The 18,218-nt window shown below is 71.0% G+C and carries 18 protein-coding genes; 2 read left to right on the forward strand and 16 right to left on the reverse strand.

Going from position 1 to position 18,218, the window contains the following annotated elements; all coding sequences use genetic code 11:
• Positions 1-7: 7 nt before the first annotated feature.
• The 8 genes from dprA to rplS all read right to left on the reverse strand — a co-directional run bounded on the left by dprA (position 8) and on the right by rplS (position 6,068).
• Positions 8-1,243, reverse strand: coding sequence for a DNA-processing protein DprA (gene dprA / locus DEJ29_RS10950; RefSeq protein WP_111094581.1), 1,236 nt, complete (start codon positions 1,241-1,243; stop codon positions 8-10).
• Positions 1,243-2,766 (reverse strand): YifB family Mg chelatase-like AAA ATPase, encoded by a 1,524-nt coding sequence (locus DEJ29_RS10955; protein WP_111094580.1) that lies wholly within the window; start codon positions 2,764-2,766, stop codon positions 1,243-1,245. The genes dprA and DEJ29_RS10955 overlap by 1 nt, the downstream gene beginning before the upstream one ends.
• Positions 2,763-3,152, reverse strand: a complete 390-nt coding sequence (locus DEJ29_RS10960; protein WP_111094579.1) for a YraN family protein — start codon at positions 3,150-3,152, stop codon at positions 2,763-2,765. Before DEJ29_RS10960 ends, DEJ29_RS10955 begins: the two co-directional genes overlap by 4 nt.
• A 151-nt stretch (positions 3,153-3,303) precedes the next feature.
• Positions 3,304-3,654, reverse strand: a complete 351-nt coding sequence (locus tag DEJ29_RS10965) for a histone-like nucleoid-structuring protein Lsr2 (protein ID WP_017888250.1) — start codon at positions 3,652-3,654, stop codon at positions 3,304-3,306.
• Between the two features lie 117 nt (positions 3,655-3,771).
• Positions 3,772-4,095, reverse strand: coding sequence for a DUF2469 family protein (locus tag DEJ29_RS10970; protein ID WP_017888251.1), 324 nt, complete (start codon positions 4,093-4,095; stop codon positions 3,772-3,774).
• Between the two features lie 45 nt (positions 4,096-4,140).
• Positions 4,141-4,848, reverse strand: coding sequence for a ribonuclease HII (rnhB, locus tag DEJ29_RS10975; RefSeq protein WP_111023976.1), 708 nt, complete (start codon positions 4,846-4,848; stop codon positions 4,141-4,143).
• Positions 4,845-5,588, reverse strand: a complete 744-nt coding sequence (lepB, locus tag DEJ29_RS10980; protein WP_027465880.1) for a signal peptidase I — start codon at positions 5,586-5,588, stop codon at positions 4,845-4,847. The genes rnhB and lepB overlap by 4 nt, the downstream gene beginning before the upstream one ends.
• 123 nt (positions 5,589-5,711) lie before the next feature.
• Positions 5,712-6,068: a 50S ribosomal protein L19 gene (rplS, locus tag DEJ29_RS10985; RefSeq protein ID WP_017888254.1), complete on the reverse strand. Its 357-nt coding sequence runs from the start codon at positions 6,066-6,068 to the stop codon at positions 5,712-5,714.
• Positions 6,069-6,236: 168 nt separating this feature from the next.
• Between rplS and map the strand changes: the two genes are divergently transcribed.
• Positions 6,237-7,019 (forward strand): type I methionyl aminopeptidase, encoded by a 783-nt coding sequence (gene map, locus DEJ29_RS10990; RefSeq protein ID WP_110863976.1) that lies wholly within the window; start codon positions 6,237-6,239, stop codon positions 7,017-7,019.
• Between the two features lie 170 nt (positions 7,020-7,189).
• Here map and trmD read toward each other — a convergent pair whose 3' ends face one another.
• The 8 genes from trmD to aroA all read right to left on the reverse strand — a co-directional run bounded on the left by trmD (position 7,190) and on the right by aroA (position 16,787).
• Complete coding sequence (gene trmD / locus DEJ29_RS10995; RefSeq protein ID WP_111094578.1) at positions 7,190-7,882, reverse strand: tRNA (guanosine(37)-N1)-methyltransferase TrmD; 693 nt, start codon at positions 7,880-7,882, stop codon at positions 7,190-7,192.
• A 5-nt stretch (positions 7,883-7,887) separates the two neighbouring features.
• Complete coding sequence (gene rimM / locus DEJ29_RS11000; protein WP_171907871.1) at positions 7,888-8,433, reverse strand: ribosome maturation factor RimM; 546 nt, start codon at positions 8,431-8,433, stop codon at positions 7,888-7,890.
• 19 nt (positions 8,434-8,452) lie between these two features.
• Positions 8,453-8,689 (reverse strand): RNA-binding protein, encoded by a 237-nt coding sequence (locus DEJ29_RS11005; protein WP_017888258.1) that lies wholly within the window; start codon positions 8,687-8,689, stop codon positions 8,453-8,455.
• Positions 8,690-8,692: 3 nt separating this feature from the next.
• Positions 8,693-9,106 (reverse strand): 30S ribosomal protein S16, encoded by a 414-nt coding sequence (gene rpsP / locus DEJ29_RS11010; protein ID WP_027465884.1) that lies wholly within the window; start codon positions 9,104-9,106, stop codon positions 8,693-8,695.
• Between the two features lie 164 nt (positions 9,107-9,270).
• Entirely contained in the window at positions 9,271-11,406 is a 2,136-nt protein-coding gene (locus tag DEJ29_RS11015; protein ID WP_111094577.1) for an oxidoreductase, read from the reverse strand.
• A gap of 4 nt (positions 11,407-11,410) precedes the next feature.
• The gene (locus tag DEJ29_RS11020) at positions 11,411-12,274 is read right to left on the reverse strand and encodes an SDR family oxidoreductase (RefSeq protein ID WP_111094576.1); all 864 of its coding nucleotides are present in this window, start codon (positions 12,272-12,274) and stop codon (positions 11,411-11,413) included.
• Between the two features lie 83 nt (positions 12,275-12,357).
• Positions 12,358-13,536, reverse strand: a complete 1,179-nt coding sequence (locus tag DEJ29_RS11025) for an acyl-CoA dehydrogenase family protein (RefSeq protein WP_111094575.1) — start codon at positions 13,534-13,536, stop codon at positions 12,358-12,360.
• Entirely contained in the window at positions 13,533-16,787 is a 3,255-nt protein-coding gene (gene aroA / locus DEJ29_RS11030; RefSeq protein ID WP_220037323.1) for a 3-phosphoshikimate 1-carboxyvinyltransferase, read from the reverse strand. The genes DEJ29_RS11025 and aroA overlap by 4 nt, the downstream gene beginning before the upstream one ends.
• Positions 16,788-16,906: 119 nt before the next feature.
• On the opposite strand from aroA, the gene DEJ29_RS11035 reads away from it, so the two are divergent.
• Complete coding sequence (locus DEJ29_RS11035) at positions 16,907-18,046, forward strand: glutamate--cysteine ligase (RefSeq protein WP_181421132.1); 1,140 nt, start codon at positions 16,907-16,909, stop codon at positions 18,044-18,046.
• Positions 18,047-18,218: the final 172 nt, after the last annotated feature.

Below are 18,218 nucleotides of genomic sequence, written 5' to 3' on the forward strand. Positions count from 1 at the left end.
TCGACCGTCATGCCCGCCCCCACCCGCCGCCGCTCGCGACGACGAGTCCCTGCAGCTGCGCCAGGGCGAGCGCGTCGGCGACGTCGGCCGTCGACATGCCTGCCCGACGGGCGATCTCGGCTTCGGGCAGAGCGCGACGACCGAGCGCGTCGAGCACCCGGAGCACCTCGGGGTCCTGCCGACCGGACAGGAGCGGTTCGTCCGGCACCGCTCCCCCGCTCGTCCCGGTCGCCGGTCTCGCCGCCGCGACCGGATCGCCGGGGTGCACGACGATCTGCGCCCGCCCCTGCGCGATGAGCCGGTGGCACCCGACCGATGCCGAGGACGCGAACGCTCCCGGGACCGCGAACACCGGCCGGCCGAGCTGCGCTGCGTGGTGGGCCGTGTTGAGCGCCCCGGACCGGGCGCCCGCTTCGACCACGACCGTGACGTCGGCCAGCGCGGCGATCAGCCGGTTCCGGGCGAGGAAACGCCACCGCGTCGGTCGCGTCCCCGGTGCCGACTCAGCGAGCAGCGCCCCCTGCCGCGCCACGTTGTGGAGCAGCTGCGCGTTGCCCACCGGGTAGAGCTGGTCGATGCCACCCGCCAGGACGGCGACCGTGGGCGTCCCGGCGGCGACGGCGACACGGTGCGCCACCGCGTCGATGCCGTAGGCACCCCCGCTCACGATGAGGAATCCCGCGTCCGCAGACGTCGAGGTGATCTCCGCCGCGGCCTCGGCACCGGCCACCGTGTTCGCCCGGGACCCCACGACGCCCAGCGCCGGCGTCCCGTCGCCGAGGCGCGCACCCGTGCTGCGCGTCCAGAGGACCACCGGGGCGTGCGGCCCGAGGTCGTCCATCGCGGGCGGCCACCCGTCGCTCTCGGGGACCAGCAGTCCGGCTCCGACCGCAGCGGCCGCCGCGAGCACGTCGCCCACCTCGACAGCGGCCAATCGGGGCCGCCAGCGTTCCACCGCGGTCTGCAGCACGCCGAGCAGCACCGCTGGGTCCTCCGCACCCGGCACCTCGGCGTCGACGCAACATCCCAGCAACGAATCGAAGTCTCCGTCCGCGGCGAGCAGCACCGCACCGAGCGCACGTTCCGGTCCGAGGCCGGTGAGGAGCTCTCCGGCGACGGAGTCCCCCGGTTCGACGATGGCCGACCAGGCAACCCGCGCCGCGGCCTGCACCGGATCCACCGCGGCACCGCTCCGTCCCAGCAGGCGCGCCACCGTGTCGAGGAGCTCCGTGCCCGCCAGCATCACAGCGCGCTCCGCAGGGCCAAGGCGCCGCGGACGTGCGCACCCGTGGGCCGCTCCACCGCGTCGAGGTCGGCGAGCGTCCACGCCAGTCGCATCACACGGTCCCACCCGCGCATCGTCAGGGTCCCGAGGTCGAGTGCGCGGTCGAGGTCCGCCGTCGACCCGGGTTCGATTCGCCCCTCGGCTCGGAGCCACGTCCCGGTGACCTCGGCGTTGCGCGTCCATCCTGTGCCGTGCAGTCGCTCCGCCATCCGGGCTCGTGCTGCCGCGACCGCCGCACGCGCCAGCGCCGTCGTCGGGGTGCTGCCGTCCGCCTCCCGCATCCGACCCGTCGTCACCCGGGGCACCAGCACCCGGATGTCCATCCGGTCGAGCAGCGGCCCGGACATGCGGCCGAGGTACCGGCGGACGGTGCTCGGTGAGCACTCGCACGGCTGCCCGTGCGCACCACCGGCGTTGCCGCACGGGCAGGGGTTCGCCGCCAGGACGACCTGGCAGCGTGCGGGGAACTCGGCCGCTCCAGCCGCACGGTGGATCGTGATCCGCCCGGACTCGAGCGGTTGCCGGAGCGCGTCGAGCACGGCCCGCGGGAACTCCGGCGCCTCGTCGAGGAACAGGATGCCCCCGGTGGCGCGCGACACCGCTCCGGGGCGCAGGACCCCGGACCCACCGCCGATGAGCGACACCGCCGACGCGGAGTGGTGCGGGGCTTCCCACGGTGGCTTCGTGCTCCACGACGCGGGGCCCAGCCCAGCGACGGACCGGACTGCGGCGACCTCGAGCGCGGTCTCGTCGTCGAGGTCGGGCAGTAACCCGGGCAGCCGTTCGGCGAGCATGGTCTTGCCGGCGCCCGGCGGCCCGAGCAGCAGGGCATGGTGTCCACCGGCCGCCGCGGCGATGAGTGCTCGGACGCCGACCGGGTTCCCCACGACGTCCGACAGCTCGGCTACGGGACGCGGCACAGCCGTGACCGGGACCGGCAGCACCGGGTCGACCTCGACCGTCGGTAGGAGCGCCCCGGCGTCGATCGCCGCCGCCCGCAGCGAGTCCACGCCCCGGATCCGGACCCCGCCGACCACACGGGCCTCGGTCAGGTTGCCGACGGGCAGCACGACGCGGTCCACACCGGCGTCGCGCGCGGCGATCAACATCGGGATCACGCCGGGGACCGGACGCACCCGCCCGTCGAGGCCGAGCTCGCCGATGTAGACGATGCGCTCCGAGACGTCCGGCGCGAGACCGGCACCGGCGAGCACGGCCATCGCGATGGCGAGGTCGAACCCCGAACCGCGTTTCGGGATCGCCGCCGGGGTCAGGTTCACGGTGATCCGGCGGGCGGGCAGCGGGCACCCCGCGTTCGCCGCCGCGGATCGCACACGTTCCCGTGCCTCACCCAACGAGGTGTCGGGCAGACCGATGATGCTGAACGCCGGGAGCTGACTGGTCAGGTGCGCTTCGACCTCGATCCGCCGACCGGTGACCCCGAGCAGCGCGACCGCGGCAGCGCGCCCGATGCCCGTCACAGGACACCAGCCAGGTGCTCGACGACCGTGCGGGGCCCGTCGACGTGGACCGCGACGACGTCCACCCGGACCGCGCGCGCCGAGACCCCGGGATGCGCGTCGAACCACTCGGGCACGAGTCGCCGCATCCGGGTGAGCTTCGCCGCCGTGATCGCCTCGAACGGGTGACCGGTGGCGGCCCCGGAACGGGTCTTCACCTCGATGAAGGCGAGCGTGCAGGAATCCCACGCGACGATGTCGATCTCCCCGCGGGCACATCGCCAGTTCCGCTCGAGCACGCGGAATCCCCGGGCTTCGAGCCAGGCCACCGCTCGTTCTTCACCGAATCGTCCGAGTCGGCCGTTCCGGAGCGACCGCCCCGGTGCTCGTTGCACGTCTTGTTCCATGTCGTTGCCTCCACGACAACGATCTCCGGAACGAACACACCGATCGGCGGACTCGGGGAGTCTGTGGAATCAGTGCGGACGAATTGCCCCTGTGGAGGAAAGAAGAAGGACCCGGGCGATCGAGATCACCCGGGTCCTGCTGCGACGAGCGTCAGTGCGCTGCTGCGTATGCTTCCTGCACCTGCGTCGAGATGCGCCCGCGGGAGGAGACCTCGTACCCGTTCTCCTTGGCCCACTCGCGGATCTTGCCGAGTTCTTCGGAGTTGCCGCGCTTCGGGGCGGACTTCGGCGCGGAACCGCCGCCGGTGCGACGACCGGAGACCTTGCGCGCTGCGGCGATGTAGTCGGAGATCGCCTCGCGGAACTTGTCGACGTTGTCGTTCGACAGGTCGATCTCGTACGACGAGCCGTCGAACGCGAATTCGACCGTCCGGCCTTCACCGGTGGTGATGGGGGAATCGTCGAGGTCGTCGACGAGCTGGACGGTGACCTTCTGTGCCATGGGGTGCTCCTGTTCGTGGGGCGGTTATTTCCCCATCAGAATAGCGCGCACAATTCCCCGGCGGTCCGGATCAGCGGCGATTCACCGAGAAAGAAGCAGGAGAAAGGAAATTGACGATCACTCGTCGAGTGCGAGTTCCTTCGGCAGTTCGAGTTCCCGCGTCGTGAGTTCCTCGACATTCACGTCCTTGAACGTGAGTACCCGGACACCCTTGACGAACCGGTCGGAACGGTAGACGTCCCAGACCCAGACGTCGTTCATCGTCAGTTCGAAGTAGAAGTCGTGCTCCGTGTCACGGCGCACGAGTTCGACCTCGTTCGCCAGGTAGAAACGGCGCTCCGTCTCGACCACGTAACGGAACTGCGACACCACGTCGCGGTACTCGCGGTACAGGGCCAGCTCGACCTCGCGGTCGTAGTCGTCGAATTCGTCCTCATCCATTGCGCCCACAGTCTACGGCGACGGAGGCCCGTGCGGACGACGGGCTCAACCGGCGAGGGCGTCGAGTTCGTCGAACCCGTCCAGCGCGACGCTCGAGGCCTGGTGCAGCCACGACTTCCGGTGCAGCGCGTGCGCCCCGATCGCCCGGATCGCGTCGTAGTGCGCCGTCGACCCGTAGCCCTTGTTCGACACCCACCCGTAGTGCGGAGCCTCGTCGTGCGCGGAGATCATGAGCGCGTCACGAGCGACCTTGGCCACCACGGACGCCGCGGCCACCGAGGCGCAGTCGCGGTCGGCCTTGACCCGGACGACGACCTCGAGCGGGTCGGCGGCCGGACGGAGCGACGCGGGCAGCGCACGGCTCAACCAGTCGAACGAGCCGTCGAGCACCACCACCGCGCCGTCGAGGGACACCCCGTCGGCGACCAGGGAGCCGAGCGCCTGCGCACCGGCTGCACCGAGAGCGGGCACGATGCCCTGCTGGTCGACGAAGTCCGCCGAGGCCATGCCGACCGCCGTGCGCGCCCAGCGCTGCACGACGGGCACGAGGTCGGTCCGGCGCGCCTCCGACAGCAGCTTCGAGTCCGCGAGCCCCTGGGGCACACGACCGATGTCGAGCGTCACCGCGGCCACACCGACGCCGACCGGACCGGCGATGGCGCCACGGCCGACCTCGTCCATGCCGATGACCGTCACGCGGCCCTCGGCGAGCAGACGTTTCTCGACCCGGAGCGACGGACGGACGGCGGTCACTCGTCGCGCTCCTCCACGCCGGCGAACACCTCGGGGTGGTCGTCGAGCCACGTCCAGCGGCTCGCCGGCCACGAGATGACGAACGCGCGGCCCGTGACGTCGGACATCGGGACGAAGCCCTTCGACGGGGTGTCGCCGTTGTACCGGGAGTCCTTCGAGTCGTTCCGGTTGTCGCCCATCACCCAGATGGTGCCCTTCGGCACGGTGACCGAGAAGTCGGTCGCCGAGGCCGGGGCGCCGGCGGGGAGCTTCAGGTACGGCTCCTTGATCGGCACACCGTTCACCGACATCTGCCCGAGGTCGTTGCAGCAGGACACCTTGTCACCGGGCAGACCGATGACGCGCTTGATCAGGTGGTCGTCGCTGTCACCGGTGCCGAGACCGACCTGGGTCAGTGCCCAGTCGATGGCCTTCGCGGGCTGGGTGTCCGGCGTGACACTCGGCACCTCGGACCCGGTGAGCCAACCGCCCGGGTCCTTGAAGACGACGACGTCTCCCCGCTTCAGTGCCACGGCGCCGGGGACGAGCTCGTTCACGATGACGCGGTCGTTGATCTGGAGCGTGTTCTCCATCGACGCCGACGGGATGTAGAACGACCGGATCAGGAACGTCTTCACCAGGAACGACACGAGCAGTGCCGCGATGAAGATGATGACGAGGTCGCGGAGGAATGTGAGGACACCGTTCCGTTGCTTCTCGGCACGTGGCCTGCGCCCGGAATCCTCTGTCGTGTCCGTCATTTCCGCTCTCGTTCGAACCACTGACTCCCCGCAAATGGGAAGAGCCCCCCGTCGATGCACAACCGTACATGGACGAGGGGCTCGCAGCGGCGTCCGGCTCGCGGACGTTCACTGTGAAGGCGATCAGGCGTCGCGCTTCTCCTTGATCTTGCGGCGGGCCGCCTTGCCGCGGAGCTCGCGCAGGTAGTAGAGCTTCGCACGACGGACGTCACCCTTGGTGACGATCTCGATGTGGTCGATGATCGGCGAGTGCACCGGGAACCAGCGCTCGACGCCGACCTGGAAGCTCACCTTGCGGACCTTGAAGGTCTCGCCGATGCCGTGGCCCTGACGGCCGATGACGACTCCCTGGAAGACCTGGATACGCGAGCGCGTGCCTTCGATGATGTTGACGTGCACCTTGATGGTGTCGCCGGGACGGAAGTCCGGGACGTCGGTACGCAGCGATGCTGCGTCGACGTTGTCGAGGAGCTGGCTCATGGTGGGTTTCACTCTCTGCGGACGCGCACGGGTCGCCGCGGATCGAAGGTTCGGAAAGTGGTGGTGCGTGCCCGGTGTCGGCGACTCCCCCGTGGCAGAGTCCAGCCAGGGCACAGCGCTCAATACTGCCACAGAGAGCGCTGGAGACAAAACGACGAGGATGGACCCATGATCGAACTCCGCACCCCCGCCGAGCTGGACGGACTGCGCGTCGCCGGCCGGTTCGTGGCCGACGTCCTCGACGAACTGCTCGAGACCGTCGACGTCGGCGTCAACCTGCTCGACCTCGACCGCGTCGCGGCCCGGATGATCGCCGAACGCGGGGCGGAGAGCTGCTACGTCGACTACCACCCGTCGTTCGGCATGTCACCGTTCGGCAAGAACCTCTGCACCTCGGTCAACGACGCCGCCCTGCACGGCCTGCCGCACGACCGCACCCTGCAGGACGGCGACCTGGTGAGCCTGGACTTCGCCGCGAGCGTGGACGGCTGGGTCGCGGACTCCGCCGTCAGCGTCCAGGTCGGCACGCCGCGCGACGAGGACCAGGCACTGATCGCCACGGTCGAACGGGCACTGGCCGCCGGCATCGCCCAGGCGGCTCCCGGCAACAAGCTCGGCGACGTCTCGCACGCCATCGGTCACGTGGCGCACCAGGCCGGTCACGACGTGAACCTGCAGTTCGGCGGGCACGGCGTCGGTCGCACGATGCACGGGGACCCGCACGTGCCGAACGACGGCCGTCCGGGTCGCGGCCTGAAGCTCCGGCCGGGTCTGGTCGTCGCGATCGAGCCGTGGCTCATGCAGACCACCGACGAGCTCTACCAGGACGACGACGGCTGGACGCTGCGCAGTGTCGACGGATCGCGTGCCGCGCACGTCGAGCACACCGTGGCGGTCACCGAGGCCGGCCCCGAGGTCCTGACCCTGCGTCGCGCCCAGCGCGACCAGTAGCGAGCCTGGAGGCGCGGCACCAGCTGGCACCGCACCTCCAGTCCGTCACGCGTCGTCCCCACCCCACGGAAGCGACAGATCTCGCGGCCCGCGGACCGTCACAACAGCGAAAGCGACAGATCTCCGCGGATGTTCCGCGGAGATCTGTCGCTTTCGCGAGACGGGTGACGCTACGCGTCGGGCAGCAGGTCCGGACGGACGCGCCGCGTCCGCTCCAGCTGCTGCTCGTGCCGCCAGGCACCGACGCGGGCGTGGTGCCCGCTGAGCAGGACGTCGGGGACGTCGAGGCCGCGCCACGACGCGGGCTTGGTGTACGAGGGGTACTCGAGCAGGCCGTCCTCGTGGGACTCCTCGACCAGCGACTCGGGGTTGCCGACGACGCCGGGGACGAGTCGTCCGACGGCCTCGATCATGGCCATCGCCGCGACTTCGCCACCGTTCAGCACGTAGTCGCCGAGCGAGAGCTCGACGACGGTGGCGCGCGACGACGCCCACTCGAAGACGCGGGCGTCGATGCCCTCGTACCGCCCGCAGGCAAACACGAGGTGCTCCGACGTCGACGCGAGCGACCGCGCGATCGACTGCGTGAAGGGCGTGCCGGCCGGCGTCGGGACCACCAGGGTCGACGAGCCGTCGGGGAGGAAGAGCGCTTCGAGCGCCTGCGCCCACGGCTCCGGCTTCATCACCATGCCGGCGCCACCGCCGTACGGGGTGTCGTCGACGGTGCGGTGCCGGTCGGTGGTCCACGATCGCAGGTCGTGCACGTGCAGGTCGAGCAGCCCGCCGGAGCGGGCTTTGCCCAGCAGGGACACGTCGAGCACGGAGAAGAACTCCGGGAAGATCGTGACGATGTCGATCCGCACGGGGACTAGTCCGTGACCGTCTCGGGGCGCGAGGTGTCCTCGGGATCCTCGAACAGGCCCTGCGGCGGCGTGACCGTGACGGTGCCGGCCGCGATGTCGACCGCGGGCACGATGGCCGAGACGAACGGCACGAGGACCTCGCCGCGGGACGGCGTGTCGATCGCGAGCAGGTCCTGGGCGGGCATGTGGTCCACACGGGCGACGGTGCCGACCTCGACGCCGTCACGCAGGACCTTCAGCCCGACGAGCTGGTGGTCGTACCAGGCGTCGTCCTCGCCGGTCTCGGCGTCGGCGTCCTGCTCGACCCAGAGGATGATGCGGGCCAGGGACTCGGCCGCGGTGCGGTCGTCGATCCCGGCGAAGAACGCGACGGGGTGACCGTTGTACCAACGGAGTTCGTCGAGCTCGAGGGTCTTGCCCGACCACGGTGAGTCGTCGGGGACCTGGAGCGTGAAGGTGGCGCCCGGGGTGAACCGACGATCCGGGTCGTCGGTGTAGAGCTCGAGCTTGATGCCGCCCTTGAGCCCGTGCGCCTTCGTGATTCGACCCACCCGGAGCTGGGTCGTCTCCCTAGGAATCGGTGTCCACCACGTCGACCCGCACGCGCTTGCCGTCGGCCAGGGCCGTGACGAGCGTGCGGAGCGCCTTGGCGGTGCGCCCGGCGCGACCGATCACGCGGCCGAGGTCCTCGGGGTGCACGCGCACCTCGAGGACCTCGCCGCGTGGGGAGGTGGAGCTGGCGACGCGCACGTCGTCAGGGTGATCGACGATCCCCTTGACGAGGTGCGTCAGCGCGGATTCGAGCAAGGACTACGCCTCGGTCGTCTCGTCGGCGGTCTCGGCGTCGTCGGCCTTGGCGGCGGGAGCCGTCTTCTCCGACTTCGGCTTGAGCACGGCCTTCTTCGAGGAGTCGACCTGGAAGGCCGGCTTCGGCTCGGCGACCTTGACCTTGGACTCGGTGTCCTTCTCGCCCTTGAACTTGGCCCAGTCGCCGGTCAGCTTGAGGAGGGCCGCGACCTGCTCGGTCGGCTGCGCGCCGACGCCGAGCCAGTAGAGCGCACGCTCGGACTCGATCTTGATGACCGAGGGCTCCTCGGTCGGGTGGTACTGACCGATCTCCTCGAGGACACGACCATCGCGCTTGGTGCGCGAGTCGGCGACGACGATGCGGTAGTAGGGCGCACGGATCTTACCGAGACGCTTCAGACGGATCTTGACAGCCACAATTGCTCCTGTTTGCTTTCGTTGTGGTTGAACTGGAACCGCGGGCGTGGGGGCACACACGGCGAAAGCTCGAGAGAGATCGCTCACAGCTGGATAGAGGGTCGAGCTGCGGCGATTCGACCGTTCATTCTTGCAGATTCCCGGCCGTGATGCGAGCCGACTCGCTACGGCGCGAGGCGCCGCACCGCTTCGAGGGCCTCGGACGTCGCCCGGACCGCGTCCACGCTCCGTGCGTCGCGCGCGCCGCCGACGACGGCGTACGGCACGCCGGCGGCCTGGAGGCCCGTCACGAGTCCGTCAGGCGCGTCGCCCTCGGCGTCGGTCGCGCGCTCCTGCCCGGCGCAGACCACGACGGTGTCCGCCGGGACGCCGACCTCGTCCCCGTGCTCGTCGCGGATCCAGAGCACCCCGGGTTCGATGCGCAGGTACTCCTGCACGCCGCCGACCATCCGCACCCCGGCATCCCGCAGCCGGCCGATCGCGACCCAGCGCGAGGTGATGCCGATCCCCTGGCCGAACTTGCCCGAACGCCGGAGCACCGTCACCTGGGACCCCGGTCGGGTGGTGCGCCGTGCCGCGGGGAGGCGCTGCGGCACGTCGCCGACGAGCTCCTCGGACACGTCGAGGTCCCACCGGGCCGCGAACTCGGCGGCCCGGACGACCTCGTCGGGCGACTCGGTCAGGAACGCCGCGGTGTCCACGCCGATGCCGCCGCCGCCGATGATCGCGACGGTGCCCTCGGGTACGCCGTTCCGCAGGGCCTGCTCGTAGGACAGCACGTGCGGCAGGTCGCTGCCGGGGACGTCGATGCTCCGCGGGACGACCCCGGCCGCGAGCACGACGGCGTCGCTGTCGACGAGGTCCCGAGCCGTCGCCGGGCGTCCGAGGTGGATCGTGGCGCCCCGCTCCGCGAGCTCGGCGCGGGCGGACCGCACCGTGGCGGCGTAGTCCTCCTTCCCCGGGACGAGTGCGGCGAGGCCGAACTGGCCGCCGAGGCGGTCGGAGGCCTCCCAGACGGTGACGTCGTGGCCCCGACGTGCGGCGTCCACCGCGGCGGCGAGCCCGGCCGGTCCGCCACCGACGACGTCGACGCGCTTCGGGTCGGTGGTCGGGCGAGCGAGGAACGCGACCTCGCGGGCGGCACGGGGGTTCACGAGGCAGGACACCGGTGCGCCGATGATCGAACGGTCGAGGCACGCCTGGTTGCAGCCGATGCAGGTGTTCACCAGGGCGAACCCGCCCGCGAGCGAGCGCGACACGATGGCGGGGTCGGCGAGGAACGGCCGGGCGAGGGCGACGGCGTCGATCAGTCCGTCGCTGAGCACGGCCTCGCCGTCGCGCAGGTCTGTCATCCGGTTCGACGCGATCACGCGGACGTCCGGGTGCGGGGACGCACGCACCACCGCGGCGATCCGTGTCGCGTACGCCAGCCAGGCTCCGTGCGGCACCGAGGCCTGCACGGTCGGGGTGCGGGACTCGTGCCAGCCGATGCCCACCGAGATGCCGTCGAGTCCGAGCGGCAGCAGGTCGTGCACGAGCGCGTCGACCTCGTCCTCGGTCGACGAGCCGGGCATCAGGTCGGCGCCGGACAGCCGGATGGTCACGGCGAGCTCGGGCACCGCGGCGCGCACGGCCCGGACGACCTCGATCGCGAAGCGCCGACGCCGTTCCGCGTCACCGCCCCACTCGTCGTCGCGCAGGTTCGTCAGCGGTGACTGGAACTGGTTGATCAGGTACCCCTCGGACGCCATGATCTCGACGCCGTCGAACCCGATCGTGCGGGCGGTGCGGGCCGCGGCGGCGAAGTCCTCGATGGTCCGCTCGACCTCGGCCGACGTCAGCTCGGTCGGCACCACACCGCGGGCGGCCGCCCACGGCAGGGCCGAGGGCGCCACGACGCGCTGCGGGTCGCCGTGCCGGTCGACCATGCCCGACGCGAGCGCGTACCGCCCGGCGTGGAACAGCTGCGCCAGGATGGTCCCGCCCTCGTCGTGCACGGCGTCGACCGCCACCCGGAACCGCTCGTCGGCTCCCCCGACGCCGAACACCGCGAAGTCCGGACCTCCGCGGGCCTCGTCGTTCACCGCGATGCCGCCGGTGATGATGCACGCCGCTCCGCCGGCCGCCCGTTCACGGTAGAAGGCGGCCATGCCGGCTCCACCGTCGTCGTGTACCTCGAGCCCGGTGTGCATCGACCCCATCACCACCCGGTTCGCCAGGTGCAGGGGGCCGAGGGTCCAGGGTGACGCGACGGTCCGGAGGGACTCCGGCACGACGGGGGCGGAAGCGACGCTGCTCATGCGCCTATTCTGCGGCGTCCGCGCCCGGAGCGTCGGCCGGCAGCACCGCGTCGCGGAGGGGCGACGTCGTGTCCGACCAGTACGGCGGGGCGATGACCGTCAGCCCGCCGTCGACCGAGAGCACCTGCCCGGTGATGTACCCGGCCTTGTCCGACAGCAGGAAGTCGACGGCGTCGGCCATGTCATCGGCCGTCCCAGGGCGCTGCAGCGGGAGCTTCTCGAGGACGGTGTCCATCGGCGCCTGCCCGGGGACCTTCGTGTAGAAGTACTCGAGCGAGTCGGTGTCGATGAGGCCGCCGTTCACCGCGTTGACCGTGATCTGACGCGGACCGAACTCCACCGCCATGTACTTCATGTACGCCTCGCTCATGGCCTTGGCGGCACCGAGCGCGGCGTAGGTCGGGAATGCCCGGAGTGATCCGTACGAGGTCACGACGACGATGCGGCCACCCCGGTCCATGAGTTCCGCGGCGCGCTGGGCGCCGAGCACGAACGAGCGGGCGTTCGTGGCGTAGCTGCGGTCGAGGTGGTGCAGCTTGAGGTCGGCGACGGGCTTGAACGCGCTGGCGGCGGCGTTCGCGACGAACATGTCGAGGCGTCCGTAGGTGTCGCGCACCAGGTCGAACAGGGCGTCGATCGACTCCGGCTGCTCGATGTCGACCTGCGCCGTGATGCCGTCGCCGCCGGCCGCCTTGACGTCGGCCAGGGACTCCTCGGCCAGGTCGGCGTTGCCCTTGTACGTCACCACGACGGTGACGCCGCGCTGGCCGAGCTTCTGCGCGAGCAGGCGGCCGATGCCGCGCGAAGCGCCGGTGATCAGTGCGATGGGCGAGCTGAGTGCGATGGGTGCGTTGGTGCTGTCGGTCACTGCGGTCCTTTGCGTGCGTGGGGACGGACGGGAGGCGCGGGGCGGGCCCGCCACGGGCCTCCAGTCCGGTGGTTGGTTGCGGTCTAGAACCCGGCCTTGCCGGTCACGACGGCGCGGCCGACGACCAGCTTCTGGATCTCGTTGGTGCCCTCTTCGAAGCGCTGCGCGCGTGCGTCGCGGTAGACGCGCTCGATGGCGTTGCGCTTCCAGTAGCCCTGCCCGCCGTGCACCTGCAGGGCCTTGTCGGTGACGCGCGCGAGCATGTCGACGGCGACCATCTTCGAGGCACTGGACAGGGTGCCGGCGTCGGGACGGTCTTCCTCGTAGGCGCGAGCGGCCTCGAGCACCAGGGCGCGTGCTGCGGCGATGTCAGCGTAGTTCTCGGCCAGGTAGAACTGGATCGCCTGGCGGCTGGAGAGCTGCTTGCCGAACGTCTCACGCTTGTTCGCGTACTCGACGGCGAGCTCGTTCGCCCGCTCCGCGAGCCCGACGGCGCTCATCGCGACGGACACCCGGCTCGGCAGCAGGAAGCCGCCGAGCGCGACCTCGAGACCCTGGCCCTCGGCGCCGAGCAGTGCACTCGCCGGGACGGGCACGTCGGTGAAGCGCAGGATCGCGTGGTCGGTGCCGCGGATGCCCATGGTGTCGGAGTCGTCGATCACCTCGGCACCCGGCAGCCCGTTGTTCGGCATGAGGAACGCGACCGTGCCGTCCTGGCCGCTCGTCCCCTCGAGGCGGGCGGCGATGAGCCAGTAGTCGGCCTTGACGCCGAAGGTGATGAGGTGCTTCTCGCCGTTCATCACGTAGGTGTCGCCCTCGCGCCGGACGGTCGTGCGGATGTCCGCTCCGGTGCCCGCGGTGGCCTCGGTCAGGGTGAACGCGACGAGCGTGTCACCGGCGACGGACGGCTTGACGACCTGCTCGATCTGCTCCGGCGTCGCGTAGGGGGCCATCGCGCGCCAGGTGCCGTTGATGACGTGCACGAGCATGCGGATGGAGGCGTGCGAGCGGGAGACGACCTCCATGATCTCGAGGTAGCGCGAGAACGGGATGGCCCGTCCGCCGAGCTCGGTCGGGGCAGCGAGGCTGAGCCACCCCTTGTCCTTGAGCTCCTGGAACAGCTCGGGAGCGACCCGGCCGGTGCGCTCGATCTCGTCCGCCCACTCCTCACCGGGGCCGCGGACCCACTCCGTGACCTCGGCCTTGAGCTGCTGGAAGGCGGCTTCGTCGAAGCCCGTGCTCGTCTGCTCGACGATCGTCATCGTGTCTCGTTCTCCTTCGTCGCGACGAGCGCGGCCGCCTGCTCGCGCAGGATGTTCTTCTGGACCTTGCCGACCGCGTTGCGCGGCAGCTCGGTGGTGTACTCGAGTCGCTCCGGCCAGTAGTACTTGCTCACGCCGGCCGTGTCGAGGTACTGCTGCATCCCGGCGAAGTCGAGCGGCTCGTCCGCGCGGGCGTTCACGACCCAGGCGCAGGCACGCTCGCCGAGCCGCTCGTCCGGCATCGCCACGATCGCGACGTCCGTGACCAGCGGGTGCTGGTACAGCAGGTTCTCGATCTCGACGACGGGGATCTTCTCGCCGCCGCGGTTGATCACGTCCTTCACGCGCCCGGTGATCGACAGGAAGCCCTTCTCGTCGACCTTCGCCAGGTCGCCGGTCCGGTACCAGCCGTCCGCGGTGAACACGTCGTCGGTCAGGTCCGGGCGGTCGAGGTAGCCCGCGAACATCGTCGGCGAGTGCAGCTCGAAGTTGCCCTCGGTCCCGGCGGGCAGCTCGATCCCCGCGTCGTCGACGATGCGGATCGCGATGCCCGGCAGCGCTCGGCCGTCGTGGCCGTAGGCGTCGGCGGGGTCGTCGCTCGGGCTGGACAGGGCCCCGAGACACGTCTCGCTCGTCCCGAAGGCGCCGAGGATGGCGCTGCCGAGCACCGTGCTCGCTCGCTGGGCCAGTGCGCGGGGCACCGCGGCGCCCGTCGGCACGAAGATCCGGAGCGACTCGGGCTGCGGAGCACCGGCCTCGACCAGGTCGACGAGGTCGGTCAGGAACGGTGTCGCGCACTGCACGAAGGACGCCCGGGCGACGCCGAACGCCTGCTCGAGTGCGACGCGGCCGTCCCACACCGGCTGGATGACCTGCGGGGCACCGAGCCGGAACGCCAGCAGCATGCCGTACAGGAACCCGGTCTGGTGCGCGAGCGGCGACGGGATGTAGATGCGGTCGGCGCTGGTCAGCCCGGACTGCGCCACGTGCATGGCGGTCGCGAGCCCGAGCGTGCGGTGCGGGTGCTGCACGCCCTTCGGCTCCCCCGTGGTGCCGGAGGTGAAGAGCAGCTGGCAGACGTCGTCCGGCCCGGGAGCGTGCGACGCGATCTCGTCGACGTCGACGTGCACGGCGGCGAGGGCGTTCTCGAAGTAGCGCCAGTGCCAGTCGCTCGCCACGACCCGTTCCAGGGCGTCGGCGGGCAGCGGCGGCTGGTTCGTCGGGGTGTCCCCCTGCCCGCGGGCCTCGGCGCGGAGCACGATGACGTGCTCGAGCGACAGGCGGCGGTCCTGCGCGGCGGCCTCGTCGATGACGTCGAGGAGTTCGAGCGCTGGACGGCGCTTCCGGAACACGTTCGGCAGGAAGACCACACGGGCCTTCGAACGCGCCAGCGTCATCGTGGTCTCGCGGGGACCGAACACCGGCATGATCGGGGTCGCGACGGCGCCGATCTGGATCGCACCGAGGGTGATCGACACGAACTCGCGCCAGTTCGGCAGCTGCATCGCGACGGATTCACCCGTGCGCACGCCGAGTTCGAGCAGCAGGGCGGAGACCCGGTCGGCCTCGTCCTGCAGCTCCTTCCACGTGGTGTTCGCGGGGGTCGCACCGCCGACCTCGATCACGGCCAGGCCGTCGGGGTCGGTCTGGGACAGCGCACGGACCCGCTCGCTCAGGACGAGCGGGTCGGCGTCGACGCCGGCGAGCTCGGGCACGGCGACGGCGGGCTGCGGGGCGGTGGGCTGTGCTGCGGGCTGCGGGGCGGTGGGCTGCGCGGTGGGCTGCGCAAGCGGCTGCTCGGTTGGCTCGGGCGCCGCAGACGTCTCGAGGGGCGTGCCCAGGTGCGTGCGGACCCCGTCGGCCTCGGCGGCGTCGATCCGGTCGTCCCGCGCCGCCTGGGCCGCGAGCCGGTCGCCGACGGACATGTCGAGCCCGACGGAGTTCATCGCCTCGAGGAACGTCGGGTAGGAGATCCGGTAGGCACGGGGGTAGGTCAGGCCGGACACCCCGTCGGCACCCGAGGCCGCGACCGCGAGCGACATCAGCACGCGGTGGTCGTTGAACGAGGACATCGGCGCTCCGTGCAGCCCGGCCGCACCGACACCGGTGACGCGCAGCTCGTCCGCGCCCTGCTCGGCACGGCCCCCCATCCGGTTGAGCTGGAGCATCGCCGCCACGCGGTCGGACTCCTTCAGCCGGATGTGCGCGACGTTCCACAGTCGGCTCGTGCCCTCGGCGAAGGTCGCCATCGTGGACAGCACGGGCAGCAGATCCGGGATCGGACGGCAGTCGACGTCGAGCGGCCGGAGCGGGGACCCGTCGTGCTCGATCCGGACGAAGCCGGTCTCCTCGTCGATCCGCATCGGGACACCCATCGCGGTCGCGAGGTCCAGGAACTCGCTCTCCGGGTGGTCGGTCTCGGCCGTCGTCGTGGCCGTCATGCCCCGCAGCAGCACGTTCGACTCGCGGGTGCCGGCCGCCGCGATGCCGAACGCTGCGGAGCCGATGTCGGGCGGGATGACGTAGTCGTGCGGGGTGGCCTGCTGGCCCGCCGGGATCCGGTACTCGAGCCAGTCGTCGGAGACCTCCACCGTCAGGCCGAACTGCCGCATCATCCGCACGGTGAGCTCGACGTAGGGCTGCTCGTTGAGCCGCCCGCCGGTGATGTGGATCCGGGTCTCGTGCTCGGCGAACGGCGCCACGAGCAGCAGCCCGGACACCCACTGCGACAGGGTGCCGGCGATCGTCACGTCACCGCCGCGCGGACGCTTCGGCTGCACGATGACGGGCGGGCAGTCGTTCGTCGCCTCGAGCTCCACCCCCATCTGCATCAGCGAGGTGAGCAGCGCCTTGATCGGCCGGCGCTGGAAGTACTTCATGCCCGACAGGGTCATCGGGCGGTCGGCCAGCGAGGCGAGCCCGGTCATGAAGTAGAGCGTGGTGCCCGAGGACCCCATGTTGAGCAGTCCGTCGGCACCGCGCGAGCCGTGGTCCACGACGTCGGTCGCCCGGTACCGGCCGCCCAGCCCGGTCACGTGGTACGCGTTCCCGCGACGCTTGACGTCGACGCCGAGGGCGCGGAGCGTGCCCACGGTCCACTCCACCTGTCGCGTCGCGCTCACCCCGGAGACGACACTCGTCCCCTTCGCGAGCGACGCGAGCACCAGCGCGCGGTGCGCGTGGTACTTCGAGACCGGGATGTCGAGTTCTCCGACGAGCGGGGCGTTCGTCCCGCGCACCACCAACTGCATGCGTACCTCTTCCCTGTAGGAACATTTCAACGGTACGCCCACAGTGGAACTAGTTGCAGGACGATCCGCACGATCGGGACAACGCTTCGTTGTGCGTGTCCGACAAGGACCCGGGCAGGATGGACGGCATGGACATCCGCTTCACCGAGTCCCGCCCGTCGACCATCGGCGTCGAGTGGGAACTCCCCCTGGTCGACCGGTCGACCGGCGACCTCGCTCCCCGCGCCCCCGCCGTCATCGCCGCCGTGCACGAGCGGCTCGGCGACCACGACCGCGTCACCGAGGAGCTGCTGACCAACACGGTCGAGGTCGTCTCGAGCGTCCACGACCGCGTGGGGGCTGCGACGAGCGAGCTGTCCGGCATCATCGGCGAGGTCATCGACGCCGCCGAACCGCTCGACGCCCAGGTGATGTGCTCGGGCACGCACCCGTTCGCGGTGTGGGACCAGCAGGAGATCACCCCGGACAGCGAGCACTACACGACCCTGATCGACCGCACCCGCTGGTGGGGACGCCAGATGCTCATCTGGGGCGTGCACGTGCACGTCGGCATCGACGACCGCGACAAGGCCGTCCCGATCATGAACGCGATGCTCGCCTACGTCCCGCACCTGCAGGCGTTCACCGCGTCGAGCCCGTTCTGGGGCGGCACCGACACCGGGTACGCCTCGAACCGCGCCCTCATGTTCCAGCAGCTCCCGACCGGCGGGCTCCCGCCACAGCTCGGCGCCTGGGCGAACTTCGAAGAAGTCGTCGGCGACCTCACGCACACCGGCGTCATCGACGGCGTGAAGGACCTGCGCTGGGACATCCGACCGTCGCCGGGCTGGGGCACCCTCGAGAACCGGGTCTCCGACGGCATCTCGACCCTGCACGAGGTCGGCGCCGTCACCGCGCTCGTGCAGTGCCTGGTCACCGCCTGCTCGGACCGGCTCGACGCCGGTGAGACCCTGCCCACCATGCAGCCGTGGTTCATCCGCGAGAACAAGTGGCGAGCGGCCCGCTACGGCATGGAGGCCGAGATCATCACGAACGTCGCCGGCGACGAGCGGCTCGTGACCGACGAGGTGCACGACCTGGTGCAGCGGCTCGACCCGATCGCCGAACGGCTCGGCTGCCTCGACGAGCTGCACCACCTCGACACGATGATCGAGCGCGGCGCCTCGTACCAGCGGCAGCTGCAGGTCGCGCAGGAGAACGGCGGCGACCTGCGCGCCGTGGTCCGCCACCTGGTCACCGAGTTCCGCGACGCGCTCTAGCCGCAGCCGGACCGCCCCGGGCGTACCTGGCCGAATCGGGCGTACCTGGTCCTTCCTTCCGGCCAGGTACGCCCGATTCCACTTTCCATCGCGCGTGCGATGGGAAGGAACGTCGCGGCGCGACCGGACGACGGACGGGAGGCCCGGTGCCAGCTGGCACCGGGCCTCCCGT

Source organism: Curtobacterium sp. MCPF17_021, assembly GCF_003234605.2.
Classification (GTDB): Bacteria; Actinomycetota; Actinomycetes; order Actinomycetales; family Microbacteriaceae; genus Curtobacterium; species Curtobacterium flaccumfaciens.

Excerpts from the sequence above, each read along its gene's own strand:
- dprA (WP_111094581.1), bottom strand. The coding sequence starts at position 1,243 with ATGCTGGCGGGCACGGAGCTCCTCGACACGGTGGCGCGCCTGCTGGGA.
- DEJ29_RS10960 (WP_111094579.1), bottom strand. The coding sequence starts at position 3,152 with ATGGAACAAGACGTGCAACGAGCACCGGGGCGGTCGCTCCGGAACGGC.
- DEJ29_RS10965 (WP_017888250.1), bottom strand. The coding sequence starts at position 3,654 with ATGGCACAGAAGGTCACCGTCCAGCTCGTCGACGACCTCGACGATTCC.
- DEJ29_RS10970 (WP_017888251.1), bottom strand. The coding sequence starts at position 4,095 with ATGGATGAGGACGAATTCGACGACTACGACCGCGAGGTCGAGCTGGCC.
- lepB (WP_027465880.1), bottom strand. The coding sequence starts at position 5,588 with ATGACGGACACGACAGAGGATTCCGGGCGCAGGCCACGTGCCGAGAAG.
- rplS (WP_017888254.1), bottom strand. The coding sequence starts at position 6,068 with ATGAGCCAGCTCCTCGACAACGTCGACGCAGCATCGCTGCGTACCGAC.
- map (WP_110863976.1), top strand. The coding sequence starts at position 6,237 with ATGATCGAACTCCGCACCCCCGCCGAGCTGGACGGACTGCGCGTCGCC.
- DEJ29_RS11015 (WP_111094577.1), bottom strand. The coding sequence starts at position 11,406 with ATGAGCAGCGTCGCTTCCGCCCCCGTCGTGCCGGAGTCCCTCCGGACC.
- DEJ29_RS11025 (WP_111094575.1), bottom strand. The coding sequence starts at position 13,536 with ATGACGATCGTCGAGCAGACGAGCACGGGCTTCGACGAAGCCGCCTTC.
- aroA (WP_220037323.1), bottom strand. The coding sequence starts at position 16,787 with ATGCAGTTGGTGGTGCGCGGGACGAACGCCCCGCTCGTCGGAGAACTC.
- DEJ29_RS11035 (WP_181421132.1), top strand. The coding sequence starts at position 16,907 with ATGGACGGCATGGACATCCGCTTCACCGAGTCCCGCCCGTCGACCATC.